The organism is Roseobacter sp. HKCCD5988 (assembly GCF_037830355.1).
Lineage (GTDB): Bacteria > Pseudomonadota > Alphaproteobacteria > Rhodobacterales > Rhodobacteraceae > M30B80.
In genome coordinates this window covers 167,336-184,377 of record NZ_JBBLYJ010000003.1, presented here as the reverse complement: position 1 = coordinate 184,377, position 17,042 = coordinate 167,336, and the positions used below count along the sequence as shown (strand labels likewise).

The following is a 17,042-nucleotide window of genomic DNA, read 5'->3' as shown; positions in this document are numbered from 1 at the left end:
CGGCCTATGTGAAAGGGGACAGTGCAAGAGGGATGATGATGACAGGCTCGCTGCTGCAAATGGTTCTAGGTCGGATGGTCATTGGCCTGCGCCCCATGGTGCAGGCGCTCTGTTTTGCGGTTTTAGCCATCATGGCGCTTTCCCCCAAAATGGCCGAGGCGCAATTATCCGCAACAGGCCCTGTTGTTGTGGAGTTGTTTACCTCGCAAGGCTGTTCCTCTTGCCCGCCTGCGGATGCGTTGCTCAATGAATTGGCCACGCGGGGCTATGTTTTGCCCTTGGGTCTGCATGTGGATTATTGGGATTATATAGGTTGGCCCGACACATTCGCCCAACCTCAATTCTCGCGCCGCCAAGAGGCCTATGTGCGCGCCGCAGGGGGACGGCGGGTTTATACGCCGCATATGGTCGTGGGGGGGCATGATCATCTGGTGGGGGCCCAGCCGATGGAATTGGCCGATTTGATCCGCGCCCATGCTGCGCAGGGATATCCTGTTGCGGTCGAGCTTATTCGCAGTGCAGACGGCTATCGCCTGATGGCGCAAACCACGCAGACTGCGCCAATGGTGGTGCAGGTGATCCGCTATACCCCGCGTGCTGAGGTGGATATCACCCGTGGCGAGAATGCGGGGCGTGATGCTCATTACAGCAATGTGGTGCGGGGTTTGGAAATCTTGGGCGATTGGGATGGCCGCGCCCCGTTTGTGCGCACGATCACGGCAGAGGCAGAGATGGATTTGGCCGTGGTGGTGCAGGCCCGCCTTGGCGCTGGTGCGCTTGGCCCTGTGATGGGGGCTGCACGGGCGCCTCAATAAACGGGGCGCTATAAATCGCGGCGCAGCGCTTCTTCCTCTTCGGCATCTAGATCAAAATAACGCAATTGGCGTTCCGGCTTCCAGCGGCGATGCACCCACAGCCATTGTTCGGGTGTTTCGCGGATGCGCCGCGATATTGCATCTGAAATGGCCTGCGTCATGGCCTCGGCTGTGCCATGCGGGATGGGCGCATCGACCAGAATGTCGAAATCCAAGCCATTTTCACAGCGGCGTGCAAAAATTGGCACAACCAGCGCGTTATGGCGCAACGCCATTTCCGCCCCCGTCAGGGCCGTTGGTGCAGGTTTGCCTAAGAAATCAATGCGCACCCCGTCTGCAAAATATTGATCCAACAAGATGGCGCATTGCCCACCCCCCTTGATATGGCGCAGGAATTGCGCCACGCCCCGCCGCCCGCGGGGAAAGGCGGGGCCGCCGAATGCGCGCATCGTATCTTCGTAATGGGCATTCACATAGCCATTGTTCATTGGGCGATAGAGCCCGCCCATGTGATAGCCGCGTTGGTTCATGGCGCTGCGAAAGGCTTGGTAATTGCCGAAATGGCCTGAGACAAACAGGATCGGGCGCCCCGCCTGTCGCGCGGCCTCGGCCGCCTGCCATCCCGTGCCATGAGGCTGCCAGTGCCTTGCGCGAGCAATCAGTTCGGGTGCGGAATATTGCTCGATTACCGAACGGCCCAGATTATCTAAACTGGCATTGGCAATATCCGCGCGCCGTTTCTCGGGCAGATCAGGCCAGATATAGGCCAGATGCCCCATCGCGCGGCGGCGAAACCCCGCAAGCGGCCCCAACACGCGCCGCGTCAGCCATCCGATCAAGGCCACACGCTGCGCATAGGGCAGGGCGCGTGCCGCCGCCAGAACCGCTTGGAACAGGGCGTTTACGACCCAATCAACAGGGGTGCGGCGATCTAGGTCATAGGCGGCCATGGCGGCTGTATCTTTCCCTCAGCCATCTGCGCGGGCGGATGCTACATGGTCAATCTGCGGGGCAAGATGTGGCATCGGATAGCCCGCAGTGGCAATCGCGTCCAAAATTTCATCCCGCGCCATGGTGCCTGCAAGGGCAAAGGCCGACAAAACCGCCGAACGCGTGCCAGAGGCACAATAGGCCAAAATCTTGCCGCTGCTGCCCTCAATCGCATCTGCCTGTTCGTCAATCATGTCCATGCTTAACCCCGCAGACCCCATTGGGTTATATACAAATTCCAAGCCCGCCGCTTCGGCTGCGGTCTCAAATGCCGCTGCTTGGAGGGGTTCGGGGTTCTCGGCATCGGGGCGGTTGCAGATCAAGGCTGTAAACCCTTCTGCTTTGAGGGCGGCCAAATCCTTGGGCGTGACTTGCGGCGAGACAAAGATTTTATCGGTGATTTGGCGCAGTTCCATTTCGGGGCATCCTTTGGTTGGGCGGCTGTCTCGCCCAATCTAGGCAGGGTTGGGGCCAAGGGCAATTGCAGAAGTTGACACAAATCAAAGCGGGGCTGCCTGCCTCGCGGCACTGTTCGGGGGTGAACAGTCAAGATTTAGGAAAGGATAGGGTTATGCGTGGCCATCTGAGTAAAACTGCGATTGCCGCAAAGCGTGATCAATTACAGACACGTTTGGCGCAATTGGATCAGCGCATCCACACTGTGGAGGATGCGCTTGACGCCCCCCATTCGCGCGATTGGCCCGAAGCCGCCAAAGAGCGCGAAGATGACGAGGCCCTGGAGGCGCTTGGCCTTGAAGCACAGCATGAGATTGCGATGATAAACGCGGCAATCGCGCGCATAGATGCGGGGCAATATGGGATATGCACCTCTTGCGATTTACCAATAGCCGAAGACAGGCTAGAGGTTCTGCCCTTTACGCCGTTTTGCCGTGATTGTGCCGCACAGGCAGCCCACTGAGCCGCGCGTTTCACGCGAGGAAAATTCCAACCACCACGGACATCAGCCCGAGCGCTGAGAGCAAAAGCGCGCCCATATTGATCACCACGATCCGTTGCAATTTTGCGCGCAACTCAGCCTCGGGCAGGCCCGCGCGTTTGGCGGCCATGGCCGCGAAAATGCAATAGGCCAAAAAGCCAAGACCGATCAGTGTCAGCCCCGTCCCGATCCAAACAAGCCATTCCATCGCGCATATTCCCTTGGGCTTAGAATTCACCGCCTGCGGGCTAACGCGATTGCGGCCTTCGCGCAATCCTTTTGCGCCAAACGCGCTTGCGAAAGCCAATGACGGGCGCTAGGTCATGGGCCGTAGAATTTTGCTGATCCGCCCGAAGGAGACATGTTGCATGGATGACCAAATTGCCCAAAGCCCCGCTGGCCCCTCTTCCTCGGATGCGACTTATCGGGTCACCGCAGATGAGCTGCGTGCCTTTATCGAGCGGTTTGAGCGTCTCGAGGCTGAGAAAAAGGACATTGCCGATCAACAAAAAGAGGTAATGGCCGAGGCCAAAGGACGCGGTTATGACACCAAAGTCATCCGTAAGCTGATCACATTGCGCAAGCGCGAACCTGACGACATCGCCGAGGAAGAAGCCGTGCTTGAAATGTATAAAGAGGCGCTGGGTATGCGTTGAAGCGCAATGATACGTGTCCCGCTGATTTGCGTAATTCAAGCATCCTAAAGTCGCTAGAGAATGCGCGCGTTTCATCGAAAATTTTTCAATCCAGCCTCTTGCGTCTGCCGCCGTAAAGTCCTATCTGGCCACGCAGTGCCCCTATAGCTCAGCTGGTAGAGCATCTGATTTGTAATCAGAGGGTCCGCGGTTCGAGTCCGTGTGGGGGCACCATTAAATCAATCACTTACATGATTTACTTAGAAAATCCCTCTTATTGGGGTGCCATATGGGTGCCAAAAGCTTAGGGGTTACTTGGCTCAATTCGGGGCATTGATAAGCTAGGGCAGGGGGCGGAGACCCCCTGATATCAGACCGTGCGCCTCGGACCGCGGGCCTCGGTCATAGGTTGGTAGATTCATTGAATGGCTTTTTCGTTAGATAGCACTTGGCATCCAATCCTGTTGGTCAGCAGTAGGATGCACGTTCAATAGACGCGATGGCTGAGCCTGCCTCGAGCCTTGCATATCGGCCGCCTGAATATAACCTGCAAATCAAGCACAAAACCATTTCTGATTGCTATGGCCTCTGTATCATCGCGATCTTAGTGACAAAGAAATTACTAATGGTGAAAAATGTGTTTCTAAACGCATTAGGTAGTCACGTGAGAATAGACCGTATTTCTGGACACACCTAACTTTCGTGATGCCAAGGCGACGTTAGAGTTGCATTGGCGAAAAACCCGGTTGATTTCATTGCACTTGGCCTCGCGTGCAGTGTTGCCAATGCATTTTGGGCATGCTGTTTCTTTATTTTGCGACTGAACCAAGTGGCGGAGTACTTGCTCCTCGCGGATGATGCCGCCTGGGCACTGTACCATTAATATTTTTAGGCGGTTATCGAGATCGTTCAAATTTTGGTCATAGGGCATTCTTTTCAACGCCTCGATCGCTCCAGTAGACAATCGATAATCTTCAGACATTTTGTCCAACATAGCTTGTGCTATCTGACTAAAGTCAGTCCGTTCCAAAAGATTTGGTAATTGTAGACTTACCTGTGAGAGGCCTGAAAGTGACATCTTAACGGTAGGTAACCAATCCTTATCGCAGACAAACTTCGCTGTACCAGTCGAGATTATCAGCCAGTTGGATTTAGTTTTGGATTGGAGCAAGCGATTGACGACATGGGCAAGTTTTTCTGCTGCGGCCGTATCAATTTTAGCTAAATTCTCAAGGACTAGAGTACCGCCTGAATTAATATTGAAATTAGTTTTTTCAGTCGCGCCTAATACTTCTGCTATTAAGCCCTCACCGTCTGACTCAAACTTTATCATTGAGCAGTCCAAAACTATTAGTGGTTTTGCTGGGTTGATCTCGGTGTGAACAGTTTGAGCAAAAGTTGTTTTGCCAGTTCCAGCATCCCCAATAACAGCCAATGGTGCGCCGACTTTGGCCGAGCGTAACGCAAGCCTGAAGCAATCTGCAACTTGCTCATCTCTGACTACTAGACGCCCCGTCGAAGCTTTTAGGCTAAAAACTGCGGGTACGCTTAAGGACACGGACTGTCTTGAAATAGTCCCGCGCGGATGAGGGCGTGTGATGCGTAGGCGGGCAAAATAGGAAGAGTTCAACCAGTCAACGAGGCGAATGACATCTCCCTGCATTAAAGGCTTTAGAGCTGTGCTGAACCTATTTTGGAAAACTTGTTCAAACGATTTTTTGCCATGCGTCTCAATGCCATTCAAAATGTCGGCTGCTCGACGATTTATCCCAGTCAAGTTGCCATGTTGATCGATACTAATCATACCCACGCTCTGAGTGCTGAGATACTCTTCGCGTGGATGGAACTGTAAGATTATATCTTTTCGATGCTCATCAACAAATAAACGATTTTCAATATTGAGGGCGGCGAGGCTAACAAGTGCTTGGGTATGGAACTGGCGTGCTGCCACTTCTGAAGAAGCATCTAGAAGGCCAACGATCTCACCTTTGCTGTCGAAGATCGGAGTTGAGACACAAGAAACTCCACCGTGTTTCGAAAAAAAGTGTTCTCCCCCAGTGACCATCGCTGTTTTGCCCGCATGAAGAGCTAGGCCGAGCGCGTTCGTACCGCGCATTTCTTCGCTCCAAATTGATCCCAAGTTGATACTGCGAGAGCAGTCACTCTCCTTAAATTCATTGTCCATTATAACGTCGAGAACAATGCCCTCGCGATCAGCGAAGGCAGTAAGATAATTAGTGCCTGCAATTTGTTTGCTAAGGAGCTCTAATTCTGGCCGTACAATCGATAGTAGCCGCTCATGTTTTTCGAGACGCTCTCTCAACTTACCGTAGGAGAGTACTGCGTCAGTCGGTTCGCCTAACGGGTCCAGTCCATGTCTCAAACATCGATGCCAGCTGTCGGCAATCATTTCTGGAACTGCACCAGCAGCAAAAGCGCCTTTATTTTCTAAAGACGCACGCGCTCTCATGAATAATGACTGCAAGGCCCTCACCTCCCAATGACGGCGGTCCGGTCCAAAGCAGTAAGAACTTTGTTTACTTAAATTTCAACTGTATTGCGCATTTTTTGAACACCTAACACGAGTTGGGAAACAATTTCTGAACACGAAGCAGACACATAAATCGCTCCAAGTGCGCCATCCTAGTGACAGCTAAATCGATATGCGTTTGGGAGGACAGACATGAAGGCGCAGGTGCTACACAAATATGACGACGATCTGACGGCGTCATCATGGTTGAGCTATGACAATGTGGATGACCCGGTAATAGCCAAGGGCTCAGATGTCATCGTGCGTATTGGTGGTGCGGGCGTCTGCCGAACTGATTTGCATGTCATTGAGGGGGTCTGGAGGCCCCACATGGACCCGACAGGCAATGGCTTGTTGCCCCTCATTTTGGGTCATGAAAATGCCGGATGGATTGAAGATATTGGGCCCGAGGTGGAGGGTCTAAAGAAGGGTGACCCTGTCATTGTTCATCCCAAGATATCTAATGGAACCTGTTTAGCATGTCGCCGTGGTCAGGATATGCATGGGGATGGCACATTTCCCGGTTTGGATAGTCATGGCGGTTATGCGGAGGCGCTAGTCACATCAGCTCGTAACGTTGTGACACTGCCAAAGTCTTTAGCGCCTAAGGATGTGGCGCCCTATTCCGACGCGGGCTTAACGGCATATCGAGCGGCCAAGAAAGCGACGCGGCACCTTTTGCCGGGCGAGTATTGTGTGATTATCGGTGCAGGTGGTCTCGGGCACATAGCGATCCAGGTCCTACGTGCAATGTGTGCGGCAGAAATAATTGTAGTCGATACATCCAGTGCGTCTTTGCAGCTCGCTGAGGAGTGTGGGGCCGATCACCTAGTCCGCGCGGATGGTGGCGAAGTGGAAGCCGTTTTATCCCTCACGAAGGGCCGGGGTGCCGAGGCAGTCTTGGACTTTGTAGGCGAAAAAGGAACCACCGCAAAAGGTATCCAAATGACCCGTAATGCGGGCAGCTACTACGTCATCGGCTATGGAGAAGACGTACAAGTTCCGACCGTCGACCTAGTGATTACTGAAAAGAATATCATCGGTAATTTGGTCGGCACTTGGGCCGAACTGACTGAACTTATGGAACTTGCCAACCGTGGTTTGGTCAATCTCGAAACCCGTGAGTACAAACTTTCTGACGCCAATCTTGCGCTGCAGGATCTGCATCACGGGAAAATTAGCGGACGGGCAGTCCTAGTTCCGTGAACAAACCAATACATAGGGAGGAATACCAATGAAAAGACAGCTGAGTTGTTCTTTTTCTGCTCTAGCACTGGGAATGGCAAGCTTCGTGGCTGCCCCTCAGGCAATGGCACAAGATTACACATCTTTTGGCATCGATGCCGATTTGCCAGGCACTTGTAATTATGCCGCGATCGATGCCAAAGACTATTCGGGCCGCACTTTAAATATTATTACGCATGCGATCCCCGTTATTGGAGAGCCGACCGCACTGCACGCGGAACAATTTGCCGAATTGACCGGTGCTGAAGTCAATGTGGTCCACGTACCATTCGGCGATCTGTTTCAGAGGATCATGATCCCGTTCCAAAGCGGTCAGAATGCCTATGACGTCCTTTTTTATGGGTCTCTTTGGATCGGCGACTTCAATCAATTTCTTGAGCCGGTTCCAGACACTTATCTGAACTCAACAGGCATGTCAGACGTAACAGATAGCTTCCTCGGTGTGGCTACTTGGAATGGTCAGATGATCCAATACCCGATGGACGGAGACCGTCACTACCTGAAGTATCGTACCGATGTGTTTGAAAATGACGAGCTTCGTGCGCGTTTCCTTGCAGAAACTGGCCGCGAACTGACCATTCCAGCGACTTGGGAGGAGTACAATCAAGTTGCTTCCTTCTTCTCCGGCTTTGATTGGGATGGCGATGGTGAGATCAATTATGGCTCAGCTGAAGTAGCCAAACGTGATGACTTGATGTTCTCTGCTTTTATTAGCCGAGCAGCTCCATATGCGAAGCATCCAGAAGTTACTGGTGGTTTTTTCTTCGATCTCGAGACTATGGAGCCGTTGATCAACACTCCTGGTTTTGTGCGAGGTCTGGAGCTATTCGTTGAGGCCCAGCAAGCGTTCCCTCCAGGAGGAACAAATTTTGGGCTCGGGGATGAGATCTTCTCGTTTGGTGGTGGCCAGACTTTGATGAGCTATTCGTGGGATGACGCGTTTATTCAAGCCCAACAGGAAGACAGCCGTATAAGAAACATGGTCGGCGCGGCCCCGCTTCCTGGCGCGACTGAAGTCTGGAATCGTATCTCTGGTCAGTGGGATACTTTTGAAGAGCCAAGTCGCGCACCGTATATGACGTGGGGTTGGTCCTCCGCGGTATCGGCACTCTCCGATGAGCAAGAGATGGCGTTCGATTACCTCTGCTTCTTTGCCAACGAGTCCAATACATTCCATGATCTTCAAATTGGCCGTTTCGGAGTCAACCCCTACCGCAGCAGTCATTTTGACAGCGGCTTCTGGCAGGGACTTGGCTGGGATGCTTCTGTGGCAGATAGCTACGTAACCACTCTGTCTGAAATGGAAGAAAGCCAAAACCGAGTGTATGACCTAAGGGTTCCTGGCGTTGGGCAGTTTATGTCTTCAATGGCTAACGGGGTGGCCGCCGCGCTAGCAGGTCAGAAGACGCCACAGGAAGCTCTCGACGAAGTTGCTGTTGAATGGTCGGAGATCGTAGAGCGTATCGGTGTCGACAGACTGCGTGAAGCATATGCGAACGTCGTGCGTCTCGAAGACAATGAAGGTTGAGGTAAATTGAAATTTGGTGGGAGGTCAGCGGTCTGACCTCCCATTTACCTAAGGTAATCTACATGCTTAAGCCCAAACATTTTTTTCTCCTACCTGCGTTATTAACGCTTGTCGCAATTATTATTTTTCCACTGATTTTCACCGTGCGTGTCAGCTTTTCAAGTTGGGACGTCTACCAGGCAGGCCTCGACTATATTGGCGGACGAAATTACTTGCGTGTGTTTGCGGACGCACGATTTTGGGAAAGTTTAGTGCGACTTTGTACCATGAGTGCTGTCACTGTAACGTTGCAATACGTGATAGGGTTTGCTCTGGCGCTAGCCGTCTGGAAACAAATGGCTGGTGGCCGAATATTTCGAGTTTTATTTCTCGTTCCAATGATGACCACGCCGGTCGTTATGTCCGTAATTTGGCGGACAATGTTTCATGAAAGCCTCGGCCCAATAAATGACATACTTGTATCTTTAGGGATGGGGCCTGTTCCATGGCTATCTAGCGCAGCGGGTGCGTTTGTGAGCGTGATGGTTGTGGAAATCTGGCAGTGGACGCCATTTATGTTCTTGTTGCTGTTCGCTGGGCTCGTCTCTCTACCCCGAGAACCGTATCTCGCAGCGTCGATTGATGGGGCTGGGCCGATCCGGACATTTTGGCAAGTGACCTTCCCCCTAATGGCACCAATTTCTATTGGCGCGGTAATTATTCGACTTATTGAGGCCTCAAAGATTATGGACACGGTCTACGTGCTGACTTCCGGTGGGCCCGGCACCGCCACTGAGACCCCTTCCTATTATATCTACATCAGAGGGCTGAGAGATTTTCAGGTTGGGTATTCAGCCGCTTTGTCTCTGACCTACCTTGTTTTGATGATCATTACACTCACGATCATCGCCAAGCTTTTGATGCGCTTTCTTGTCGGAAAGGATGCATGAGATGAGCCGTAGCTATCAGTTAATCAAATATCTCTGCCTGCTCGCATGGTCCGCCTTCGTTGTATTCCCTTTTCTTTGGGCACTCTCAACTTCCTTTAAGGATGCTAACGCTGTGACCAGCGGAGCACGTTATATTCCGTGGCTCGAATTTGAGCCCTCTACCATTGGTTGGCGGACACTCTTCGCAACCGGAAGCCAAGGCATCAATATCGTGGGGCCGTTTATCAACTCTGCTACGGTAACTTTAATAGCCAGCATCATAAGCCTATCACTAGGGACTTTGGCCGCCTACGGACTTAGCCGTTATCAATTTCGTGCGGGTTTCGTAAAGAATAGTGACATCACGTTTTTCTTCATTTCGCAGAGAATTATGCCGCCCATCGTCTTGGCGATCCCGTTTTTTTTGATGCTGCGAGAAATCAATGCACTCGATACCGTGGCTGGTTTGGTCATAGTCTACGTAGCTTTACTACTCCCGATAGCCGTATGGGTAATGATTGACTTTTTTGGGTCAATCCCTCGTGAACTGGATGAGATGGCAATGATTGATGGCTGTACACCAGTAGGCGCTTTTTTCCGGGTAGTGCTACCAAATTCAATTGCGGGCTTGGTAGTGGCGGGAATGTTTTGCCTGATTTTCGGTTGGAATGACTTTTTCTTTGCCTTCACGCTGACCTTCACGGAAACGCAGCTTCTGCCAGTGGCAATCGTTTCGCTCAATTCGTCAGTGACGCCGTGGTGGTCGCTATCAGCTTTTGCGTTAATCTCAGTGACACCTCTGGCACTCATAGCGGTAGCCGTTGAACGCTTTATGTCGCGCGGATCACTAGCCGGAGCATTCAGGTAAGATCATGCTGAAAGTAAATAACCTATCCACTCATCACCATAAGCTCCCATTAAAGGCTTTAAACGCCTCATTTGAAGCTGGAAGAATTTATACTGTCTTGGGTCGTACAGGCGCAGGAAAGACTGAATTGTTGCGCTCGCTTATTGGCCTGGATGCCATCTCTGGAGGGCACATTGAGCTGGACGGAGCTGATTTGGCTCGTACGCCCATAAGATCTCGCCAAATGGCGATGGTCTATCAACAGTTCATTAATTATCCGCATCTTAACGTTCTTAAAAATGTTACGTTTCCGTTGCTTCGTATGAAGCTTGAAACGGCTGAGGCAGAAACCCGAGCGCGGACTGCTTTGCGCCTAGTTGGCCTTTCGGACTTTGAGGAGAGGATGCCATCTGAATTGTCAGGTGGGCAGCAGCAACGCGTTGCTCTCGCGCGCGCCATTGTCAAACAGTCGCGTATACTGTTGATGGACGAACCTCTGGCAAACCTTGATTATAAATTGCGCGAACAGCTGCGAGAAGAATTTCCGCGTCTTTTGGAAAATAATGCTGATGGCATCATCATTTACGCCACGACTGAACCTGGTGAAGCGATGCAATTGGGCGATCAGCTCGTTATCATGCACGAGGGAAGGATTATTGCGCAAGGAGATCCGGCCGATCTTTTCCAAAACCCGCCGAACATAGATGCAGCTCGCGTAATAAGCGAGCCACCAATTTCCATCTGCGATGCACGCGTGGAAGGAGGGCGTCTGTTCATGTCAGGGGGATTTGAAGTTGTTGATAGTTCACTTGAGCTGCCCAGTGATGGGAAAGTTTTTGTTGGTATAAGGCCTGTTTCTCTCGCACCTGGGGGAACTATTCGCGCGCGCGTCACACTCGCCGAGTTTTCCGGATCGGATACGATTGTCCACTTGGCTCTACCTTTTGGTGAAGCCGTGATGCTGGTTGAAGGCATCCAAAACTATGAGCCAGACGACTGTTTCGGTGTTTCACTTGACACAAAATCGCTGTTGGTTTTCTCGCAACAGGGCCAAAACATAACCGTTCGGAGGTCATGATGGCTGAGATCACTTTAAAGGGCCTAGGCCATTCCTACAAAGCAAATCCCAAATCCGAGGCGGATTACGCTCTCAAGCCTGTTGATTTGGTTTGGGAACAGGGCAAGACTTATGCGCTATTGGGGCCATCTGGCTGCGGTAAAACAACAATGCTCAACATCATTTCAGGGCTATTGAAGCCATCTGATGGTCAACTTTTGTTTGATGGCAAAGATGTTACTGATGCCACAACTTCTGAGCGTAACATCGCACAGGTTTTTCAATTCCCAGTAATTTACACGACAAAGTCTGTAGGAGGCAACTTAGCCTTTCCATTAGAATGTCGAAATTGGCCGAAAGAACAAATCAAAGATAGAGTAGAATACATTGCTGCACTTTTGGATTTAACGGAGATCCTTGACTATCCTGCACGGAAGCTCAGCGCAGACCAAAAACAACTCATTTCGCTGGGGCGCGGTTTGGTTCGTGATGACGTTAGTGCTGTTTTACTCGATGAGCCACTAACTGTTATTGATCCACAGATGAAGTTCACGCTTCGCCGCAAATTGCGAGAAATAAATCGCGCCACCGGCATCACTATGATTTTGGTTACCCACGACCAAAGCGAGGCAATGTCTTTCGCGGACGAAGTGGTGGTAATGAAAGATGGCTGCGTTCAACAAAGTGGCTCCCCAGAGCAACTATTTGCACGGCCAAATAATGAGTTTGTGGGTTATTTTATTGGCTCGCCACCCCTCAATCTTTTCTCCGTACAATTTAGAAATGAATGCTTATATGTACCCGTCCTTGACCAATTGCTGCCTGCTGACGCAGGTGGATCCCTAGAAACGATAAAAGTCGGCGTGCGGCCCGAGCATTTGAAAGTCCAAAAGTCTTCGGAAGAGGATCCCCAAGCCCAGGTCACTGGGATTGACGATCTGGGTATTGAGCAAGTGTTTTCAATGCGCGGGAGAAATGGAGAACTTTTCAAAGTTAAGTCGCGGTTAAACCGAGACCTATTGTGCGGGGACTCTGTTGAAGTGACGGCAGCAGAAAAAGATCTAATGATTTTTAAAGAGGGTTTATTAGTTCGCTAGTAATTGTTGGGACACCCTATATCGGACCGTGCGCCCCACACGCGCGTGTGGCTGCGTGTTTGCTCCCGCCCGCGTGCGCGTCGCTCCCGTTTTGTCAGCGTAAGAGTGAGCTACCAGCGAAAAACAAAACTCCATTAGTTCAAATTTCGTGGCGTAACGCAGGGCGAATAAACATGAATTATTCTTAACGTTAAACTCTATTCCAGATTAGTGTGGTTTAATCTCATTTGTTCATCTGAAATTTGAAGTGCACCCTTTAGATGCAGAATTACTACCTCGAAAAATATAAAAAGCCCCCCTTCAAAAATTGAACCCATAGGCAATAAAGATTGCTTCTTGTTACCTCTGTCATCCGCCATCGTTTGCGCTGGCAACAGGATCGTATTGTCTGCCAGTTCAATGCTTTCTCCGGTTGGTTGTGCAGTAATCATAATTACTTTTGCCCCTGATTTTTTTGCTCTACGGGCTAAAGCAGTCACCGTTGACAGTTGTCCTGGGCCACAACTCATCAATAATAAGTCGCCTCTACCCAGCGGTGGCGTAGTCATGTCTCCTACCACTGAAACGCTTAAACCTAGGTGGTGCAGTCTCATAGCAAATCCCATGATCTGCAGTCTTTCCCGCCCAGCTCCATAGACGCTGATATGGTTTGCGTCGATAATTCTGTTAGAAATTTTCTCAACTTCCGAAGGGTCAAATTTTTCAAAAAGTTCAGAGAGTTCGTTGATGACAGATTTAAGCTTCGAATTTATCATACTCGTCACTCTACTAGCATTATAAGAATTAACTACATCTAATGCATTTTACAGAGACCCTGATCCTTAGTCTCGCCACAACATGCCCTACAAAAGTAGTTACTACGATAGTTGTGGCCAGGGTAATGTGCTTCATGGTGTGGCGCTATCGTCTATGGCTTGCACGATCATTGATGAGAGTTCTAGCTTTTTTAGAGCGGTCATTTACTGACTCTCAAACAGCATTTTTATTTACACCGCCACCTCACGGGGACACGCCATTTCTTGTAGAATTTCTCTTTCTTAACCGCTCTTTCATAAGCCTATCTGCATCTGGCGAACCATCGTGCCAGGTACCCATCCACTTGTCCAATGGCAAGGCGCCGTCGGCGTAGTTCACCTCGAAATATTTGTGGTGCAGATAATGCGCATAAGCATGCGTATCCACTGCCGAGTTGTCGCCAATCTGGATCTTGTCGAACCCTATATGACCTATCACCGCCCCCGTTCCACTGATTTGGAGGTGATATAGAACTAACAGGGGGTGAGATGGCGCTATCAAATGGATGAGCGTTCCAGACCAATACAGAAGATGCTCAACTGGGTGCATTGACAGTGAAGACCAAGGCGATGGGTTGATCGAGTTGTGATGGACCGAGTGCACTGATTTGTATAAAAATGGCAGGTGGATCAGCCGATGGACGCAGTAGAAATGCGCCTCATGTAGAAGCGGCAGGAGGAGTGCGAAGGCGGCAAGCCAGATCGGATTACTGCTCCATGCCGACCAAAGCCCGATGTTATTGGCCCAGCTCCAGAGCAGAATTACTTCATAGGCCGTCCAAATAGGAACGCCACTCAGGAACGTTCGGAGCGCATTATCGATGCTTTGGCTGCGAAACCAGAAAACATCAGATGGGTGGTCCGCTGGGAATCTCGCGTTGTATTTGTAGTGATTGCCCTGTCTACGTTTGACGTAGAGACGGAGCTCGAGAATACCAAAAAGTACTAGGATCATCGCTGCGTTCCGAAGCAAGAGAAAACTAATCCAACCCACTTCGAAGGATTGCAGAGTTTCGCGGCTCGGTGTGAGCCAGACCCATAAAATAGTAGCCAACGCAAAAAAGAGGGAATTCCAGGGCAGGAGGTAGCTAGGTATCCACTTCAGGACGCGCACAAGGCTCCACGGCTTATCGAGCAGCGGCCCTACAATTAGTGGCGCATTTGGTCTCCAGCTTCCGCGCTTGTCCCGGGTTCCGTACTTCAAATCATCCATAAATCCTGACCTTACACGTTCTCAGAGGTATGGATTTCAAAGCCAAGCGCGACGCGCTGAGCACCAGCGTCTGCTCCGGCTTTCTTGGCCTTGATCAGTGTCGTGATGGTCTCGCGTGCAAATGTTTCCATCGGGTGCGAAATAACCATAGTCAATGTGCCATCGATGAGTGCAGATCGGGTTTCGTCAAAAAGCTCATAGCCGACCGCGACGAAGTCATCCCGCTTTTGCGAGCTGCGAAGGGCCGACAAGGCACCTGTGATGCCACCGCCCGATACGAATAGCCCACACAAGTCGGGGTGTTCTTTGAGAAGATTTTCAGTGAGTTCGCGAGCGGCGGCCGCGGACTCGTAGGTAGCAAGTGGTTCCAAAAGTGTGAATTCCGAATTATGTTCGCGAAAATAGGAACGAAACCCACTCTCATTCATTTCCTGGTTTCGGTAGCGGAAATTGCCAAGAAGAATGCCGCCTACGCGAGTTATGTTGAGAACAAGAAGTCTCAACGAATGGACTAGGTCGAAAAGGAACAACACCATGACTAACCTTTTGAAAAAACCCTTCGGCAACCGTGGAAAAGTTCACCAGATTACGCCGGAAAGTGCGGGTTGGCGTTACGTTGGCTTCTCACTTTACCGGCTCAACGCAGGAGATACTGCTGCCGAGGCAACCGATGATCGAGAGGTAATTCTTGTAATGGTTGAAGGTAAAGCCAGGATCCATGGTATGGGACAGGATTGGGGTGTACTGGGGGAGCGGATGAACGTTTTTGAGAAAACCCCGCCGCATTGTCTCTATTTACCGAATGGCACTGATTGGGAGGCCAAAGCCGAGACTGACTGTGTAATCGCGGTCTGTACCGCGCCTGGGCATGGTGGTCATAAGGCGCGCCGCATTGGCCCGGACGGCATAACTTTGACTGAACGCGGCAAGGGCACCAACACTCGCTATATTAACAATATCGCAATGGAGAACGAAGACTTCTGTGATAGCTTGTTGGTGACGGAGGTGTTTACGCCTGCAGGGCATTGGTCATCCTATCCCAGCCACCGCCACGATGAAGATGATTTTCCGCGCATCACGTATCTAGAAGAGACGTACTATCACCGGCTTAACCCGGCCTCAGGTTTTGGGATCCAACGCGTTTACACAGATGACGGATGCCTGGATGAAACGATGGCGGTAAACGATGGCGATGTTGTCCTTGTCCCGCGCGGGCACCACCCCTGCGGCGCGCCCTATGGCTTCGAGTTGTACTACCTCAATGTTATGGCTGGACCATTGCGGAAATGGCGCTTTGTTCCCGCACCAGAGGTCGAGTGGATCATGGATCGGGACGCATAAGAGCACCTAGCGCCCCAGGCGCGCACGACTTCATATTAGTTGCCGTGCATATCTCCTGATTATTGGGGTCGAGTGCTTCTATGCCTTGACACATTTTAGTTAGGATGATTGCTTTTCTCGAATGCAACACTTCTTGGCAGCCGTACTGATCGCCGCAGCGCTCGCTTCCCCTTTAGGGGCAGAGGTCGCCTCAATAGAATGTAAATGGCCTGATGGGGAACTGGCCACGTTTCAGTTGGATTTGGAGAATCAAATAGTCTCTGACACCAGCTCTGAAGGTGATTGGAGCACAACTATTTTAATTTGGAATAATCGGTTCATCGGATGGGCTGATGTTCAAGGCCCAAGGTATGGGAGCAATACCATTAAAAGTTTTCTTTTAGACCGTCAGTTTTTGTCTTTGCAAACAAGGGTCATGAGCACTGGCTTTCGTGACCTTTCGTCGCTTGATACAACGCTTCAATGCATAAGGTCATAATAAAATACAGTGTAATAGGCGTGTTAGCAGCCACCGCACTGACTTCACCGGTGAGGGCGGAAGCGGTTGTACCGTTAACTGTACAGCAGTTTTTTGAAGTCTGTCAGCCCACTCGAGTAACGGACTTTGTTGATGACAATGATTATATACAGTTTGGTCTTTGCATGGGTGTGATTGTAGGTTTGTCCAGTTTGATGGATTTAAACTGTCAGCTGGATCGCAACGATACTCCCAATCATTTAAAGGCAAACCTATCAGGCGGAAACACTTCACTTACCGCCTACAGACAAACAATGTGGAATTACGCTAACGACAATCCAAGTCTTCGTAGCTTTCCCGTCGGCATGCTAGCCGCGTCGCTTGCTGAGGAGTGGCCGTGTATTGAACCGCTATGAACCCACCATCAAAATCCTGTTAACAAGCGTGCGCTACGTCATCATTTGGCTCTTAACGTTTGTATTTTCGACCGCTTTTGTTCTGGACGATGTGAAAATATCTGATGCAAACGCATGGCAAGTGGCAGCGTTAATCATTTTGCCGACAGCAGCCTGCTTGTTTAGCTGGTTTTTTTACAGTGCAAAAAAATAGCTAGTACCTAAAACTAGAATTTTCTAGCGAGCACACAGT

18 protein-coding genes and 1 tRNA gene are annotated in these 17,042 nt (G+C 50.7%); 12 read left to right on the top strand and 7 right to left on the bottom strand.

Annotated features, from left to right (window positions below; all coding sequences use genetic code 11):
* Positions 1-38: 38 nt before the first annotated feature.
* Positions 39-815, top strand: a complete 777-nt coding sequence (locus tag AAC636_RS12320; RefSeq protein WP_340301717.1) for a DUF1223 domain-containing protein — start codon at positions 39-41, stop codon at positions 813-815.
* A gap of 8 nt (positions 816-823) precedes the next feature.
* Here AAC636_RS12320 and AAC636_RS12315 read toward each other — a convergent pair whose 3' ends face one another.
* Together AAC636_RS12315 and AAC636_RS12310 are read right to left on the bottom strand one after the other, a co-directional pair.
* Positions 824-1,765: a lysophospholipid acyltransferase family protein gene (locus AAC636_RS12315; RefSeq protein ID WP_340301716.1), complete on the bottom strand. Its 942-nt coding sequence runs from the start codon at positions 1,763-1,765 to the stop codon at positions 824-826.
* 18 nt (positions 1,766-1,783) lie between these two features.
* Positions 1,784-2,221: a TIGR01244 family sulfur transferase gene (locus AAC636_RS12310; protein ID WP_340301715.1), complete on the bottom strand. Its 438-nt coding sequence runs from the start codon at positions 2,219-2,221 to the stop codon at positions 1,784-1,786.
* Positions 2,222-2,376: 155 nt separating this feature from the next.
* On the opposite strand from AAC636_RS12310, the gene AAC636_RS12305 reads away from it, so the two are divergent.
* Positions 2,377-2,724 (top strand): TraR/DksA family transcriptional regulator, encoded by a 348-nt coding sequence (locus AAC636_RS12305; protein WP_340301714.1) that lies wholly within the window; start codon positions 2,377-2,379, stop codon positions 2,722-2,724.
* Between the two features lie 10 nt (positions 2,725-2,734).
* On the opposite strand, the gene AAC636_RS12300 is transcribed toward AAC636_RS12305, so the two are convergent.
* Positions 2,735-2,950: a hypothetical protein gene (locus tag AAC636_RS12300; protein WP_317655122.1), complete on the bottom strand. Its 216-nt coding sequence runs from the start codon at positions 2,948-2,950 to the stop codon at positions 2,735-2,737.
* Between the two features lie 160 nt (positions 2,951-3,110).
* On the opposite strand from AAC636_RS12300, the gene AAC636_RS12295 reads away from it, so the two are divergent.
* Positions 3,111-3,398 carry a DUF2312 domain-containing protein gene (locus AAC636_RS12295; protein ID WP_340260305.1) on the top strand — a complete coding sequence of 96 codons (288 nt, stop codon included), beginning with the start codon at positions 3,111-3,113 and terminating at the stop codon, positions 3,396-3,398.
* A 137-nt stretch (positions 3,399-3,535) separates the two neighbouring features.
* Positions 3,536-3,611 (top strand) — tRNA-Thr (locus tag AAC636_RS12290).
* A 418-nt stretch (positions 3,612-4,029) separates the two neighbouring features.
* Here AAC636_RS12290 and AAC636_RS12285 read toward each other — a convergent pair.
* The gene (locus AAC636_RS12285) at positions 4,030-5,862 is read right to left on the bottom strand and encodes a sigma-54-dependent Fis family transcriptional regulator (RefSeq protein WP_340301713.1); all 1,833 of its coding nucleotides are present in this window, start codon (positions 5,860-5,862) and stop codon (positions 4,030-4,032) included.
* Positions 5,863-6,060: 198 nt separating this feature from the next.
* Here AAC636_RS12285 and AAC636_RS12280 point away from each other — a divergent pair, with 198 nt between their 5' ends.
* From AAC636_RS12280 to AAC636_RS12255, 6 genes are all read left to right on the top strand, one after another.
* Positions 6,061-7,113, top strand: coding sequence for an NAD(P)-dependent alcohol dehydrogenase (locus AAC636_RS12280; RefSeq protein WP_340261705.1), 1,053 nt, complete (start codon positions 6,061-6,063; stop codon positions 7,111-7,113).
* A gap of 28 nt (positions 7,114-7,141) precedes the next feature.
* Positions 7,142-8,680 (top strand): ABC transporter substrate-binding protein, encoded by a 1,539-nt coding sequence (locus AAC636_RS12275; RefSeq protein ID WP_340261703.1) that lies wholly within the window; start codon positions 7,142-7,144, stop codon positions 8,678-8,680.
* Positions 8,681-8,742: 62 nt separating this feature from the next.
* The gene (locus AAC636_RS12270; RefSeq protein ID WP_340301712.1) at positions 8,743-9,609 is read left to right on the top strand and encodes a carbohydrate ABC transporter permease; all 867 of its coding nucleotides are present in this window, start codon (positions 8,743-8,745) and stop codon (positions 9,607-9,609) included.
* Position 9,610: 1 nt separating this feature from the next.
* Positions 9,611-10,456, top strand: coding sequence for a carbohydrate ABC transporter permease (locus AAC636_RS12265; RefSeq protein WP_340301711.1), 846 nt, complete (start codon positions 9,611-9,613; stop codon positions 10,454-10,456).
* Positions 10,457-10,460: 4 nt separating this feature from the next.
* Positions 10,461-11,513 carry an ABC transporter ATP-binding protein gene (locus AAC636_RS12260; protein WP_340301710.1) on the top strand — a complete coding sequence of 351 codons (1,053 nt, stop codon included), beginning with the start codon at positions 10,461-10,463 and terminating at the stop codon, positions 11,511-11,513.
* On the top strand, positions 11,513-12,589 hold the full coding sequence (locus AAC636_RS12255; protein WP_340301709.1) for an ABC transporter ATP-binding protein: 1,077 nt from the start codon (positions 11,513-11,515) through the stop codon (positions 12,587-12,589). The genes AAC636_RS12260 and AAC636_RS12255 overlap by 1 nt, the downstream gene beginning before the upstream one ends.
* Before the next feature lie 197 nt (positions 12,590-12,786).
* Here the strand turns inward: AAC636_RS12255 and hxlB are convergent, their stop codons facing one another.
* The 3 genes from hxlB to AAC636_RS12240 form a co-directional block, all read right to left on the bottom strand.
* Positions 12,787-13,344, bottom strand: coding sequence for a 6-phospho-3-hexuloisomerase (hxlB, locus tag AAC636_RS12250; RefSeq protein ID WP_340301708.1), 558 nt, complete (start codon positions 13,342-13,344; stop codon positions 12,787-12,789).
* 244 nt (positions 13,345-13,588) lie between these two features.
* A complete protein-coding gene (locus AAC636_RS12245; RefSeq protein WP_340301707.1) occupies positions 13,589-14,596 on the bottom strand; it encodes a sterol desaturase family protein in 1,008 nt (335 codons plus the stop codon).
* An 11-nt stretch (positions 14,597-14,607) separates the two neighbouring features.
* Positions 14,608-15,132, bottom strand: a complete 525-nt coding sequence (locus AAC636_RS12240; protein ID WP_340301706.1) for a substrate-binding domain-containing protein — start codon at positions 15,130-15,132, stop codon at positions 14,608-14,610.
* Here AAC636_RS12240 and iolB point away from each other — a divergent pair.
* Positions 15,131-15,937 carry a 5-deoxy-glucuronate isomerase gene (gene iolB / locus AAC636_RS12235; protein ID WP_340260309.1) on the top strand — a complete coding sequence of 269 codons (807 nt, stop codon included), beginning with the start codon at positions 15,131-15,133 and terminating at the stop codon, positions 15,935-15,937. The two genes, AAC636_RS12240 and iolB, sit on opposite strands and share 2 nt — an antisense overlap.
* Before the next feature lie 859 nt (positions 15,938-16,796).
* Positions 16,797-17,003, top strand: coding sequence for a hypothetical protein (locus AAC636_RS12230; RefSeq protein ID WP_340260312.1), 207 nt, complete (start codon positions 16,797-16,799; stop codon positions 17,001-17,003).
* Positions 17,004-17,042 lie beyond the last annotated feature (39 nt).

Coding starts and splice junctions, on each gene's coding strand:
- AAC636_RS12260 (WP_340301710.1), top strand. CDS start 10,461: ATGCTGAAAGTAAATAACCTATCCACTCATCACCATAAGCTCCCATTA.
- AAC636_RS12315 (WP_340301716.1), bottom strand. CDS start 1,765: ATGGCCGCCTATGACCTAGATCGCCGCACCCCTGTTGATTGGGTCGTA.
- AAC636_RS12280 (WP_340261705.1), top strand. CDS start 6,061: ATGAAGGCGCAGGTGCTACACAAATATGACGACGATCTGACGGCGTCA.
- AAC636_RS12240 (WP_340301706.1), bottom strand. CDS start 15,132: ATGGTGTTGTTCCTTTTCGACCTAGTCCATTCGTTGAGACTTCTTGTT.
- AAC636_RS12295 (WP_340260305.1), top strand. CDS start 3,111: ATGGATGACCAAATTGCCCAAAGCCCCGCTGGCCCCTCTTCCTCGGAT.
- AAC636_RS12320 (WP_340301717.1), top strand. CDS start 39: ATGACAGGCTCGCTGCTGCAAATGGTTCTAGGTCGGATGGTCATTGGC.
- AAC636_RS12255 (WP_340301709.1), top strand. CDS start 11,513: ATGGCTGAGATCACTTTAAAGGGCCTAGGCCATTCCTACAAAGCAAAT.
- AAC636_RS12310 (WP_340301715.1), bottom strand. CDS start 2,221: ATGGAACTGCGCCAAATCACCGATAAAATCTTTGTCTCGCCGCAAGTC.
- AAC636_RS12300 (WP_317655122.1), bottom strand. CDS start 2,950: ATGGAATGGCTTGTTTGGATCGGGACGGGGCTGACACTGATCGGTCTT.
- iolB (WP_340260309.1), top strand. CDS start 15,131: ATGACTAACCTTTTGAAAAAACCCTTCGGCAACCGTGGAAAAGTTCAC.
- hxlB (WP_340301708.1), bottom strand. CDS start 13,344: ATGATAAATTCGAAGCTTAAATCTGTCATCAACGAACTCTCTGAACTT.
- AAC636_RS12265 (WP_340301711.1), top strand. CDS start 9,611: ATGAGCCGTAGCTATCAGTTAATCAAATATCTCTGCCTGCTCGCATGG.
- AAC636_RS12270 (WP_340301712.1), top strand. CDS start 8,743: ATGCTTAAGCCCAAACATTTTTTTCTCCTACCTGCGTTATTAACGCTT.
- AAC636_RS12305 (WP_340301714.1), top strand. CDS start 2,377: ATGCGTGGCCATCTGAGTAAAACTGCGATTGCCGCAAAGCGTGATCAA.
- AAC636_RS12245 (WP_340301707.1), bottom strand. CDS start 14,596: ATGGATGATTTGAAGTACGGAACCCGGGACAAGCGCGGAAGCTGGAGA.
- AAC636_RS12275 (WP_340261703.1), top strand. CDS start 7,142: ATGAAAAGACAGCTGAGTTGTTCTTTTTCTGCTCTAGCACTGGGAATG.